Consider the following 638-nt stretch of genomic DNA (forward strand, 5'->3'; position numbering starts at 1 on the left):
CGTCCTTATTTTTGTCGCGAGTAGATTTTATCGGCGTAGGGTTTGCCACCAATTTGGTATGCGTCTGGAATGACTTGAGAGAGTTCGAAGCCGCATTTTGTGAGTACGCGCTCTGATGCGACATTTCCTTCGGTCACTGTGGCGGAAAAGCGGCGGATATCGTGCGTGGTTTCTGCCCAGTGCAGCAAAGCCTTAAGTGTTTCTGTGCCGAATTGCTGGCCATGAAACTCGGGCAGCAGCAAATAGCCTACTTCGGCTTTGTCTTCCTCTAGTACAAAACCCGTGATCCCGATAGGTTGTTGAGTATTTGCATCGAAAATGGTCAAGCACAACCAATGGTCACACTCTGGTGTCCAGCTCGCTAAACGAGATTCAAACTTGTCGCGTAACACTCGCTCGTCAGGTTTATCGAAGCAGAGAGCGATGACACTAGGCTCGATATGTAAACGCTGAAATAGCGCCCAATCTTCTGCTCTGATTGGGCTCATTGTGGTTCTGGGTGTAGATATGAGAGTCGACATGCACATCCTTAATGCATCGAGTTGAATTACCAGTCTCTCATTCTCTTAGCTTATTGATCGAACCGTTCAATTTAGAAAAGTGATTTATGTTGTGAATGTCGAATTGTGCAAAAAATT

Annotated in this window: 1 protein-coding gene; it reads right to left on the reverse strand. The window is 46.2% G+C overall.

Features of this window, described 5'->3' with window-relative positions; genetic code table 11:
* Positions 1-5: 5 nt before the first annotated feature.
* Positions 6-521 (reverse strand): GNAT family N-acetyltransferase, encoded by a 516-nt coding sequence (locus tag R8N49_RS28100; protein ID WP_318190568.1) that lies wholly within the window; start codon positions 519-521, stop codon positions 6-8.
* Between the last annotated feature and the right edge of the window lie 117 nt (positions 522-638).

It is taken from the genome of Vibrio sp. 1978 (assembly GCF_033344345.1).

Bases quoted from the DNA above. Each gene is read 5' to 3' on its own strand.
- R8N49_RS28100 (WP_318190568.1), bottom strand. From the start codon at position 521: ATGTCGACTCTCATATCTACACCCAGAACCACAATGAGCCCAATCAGA.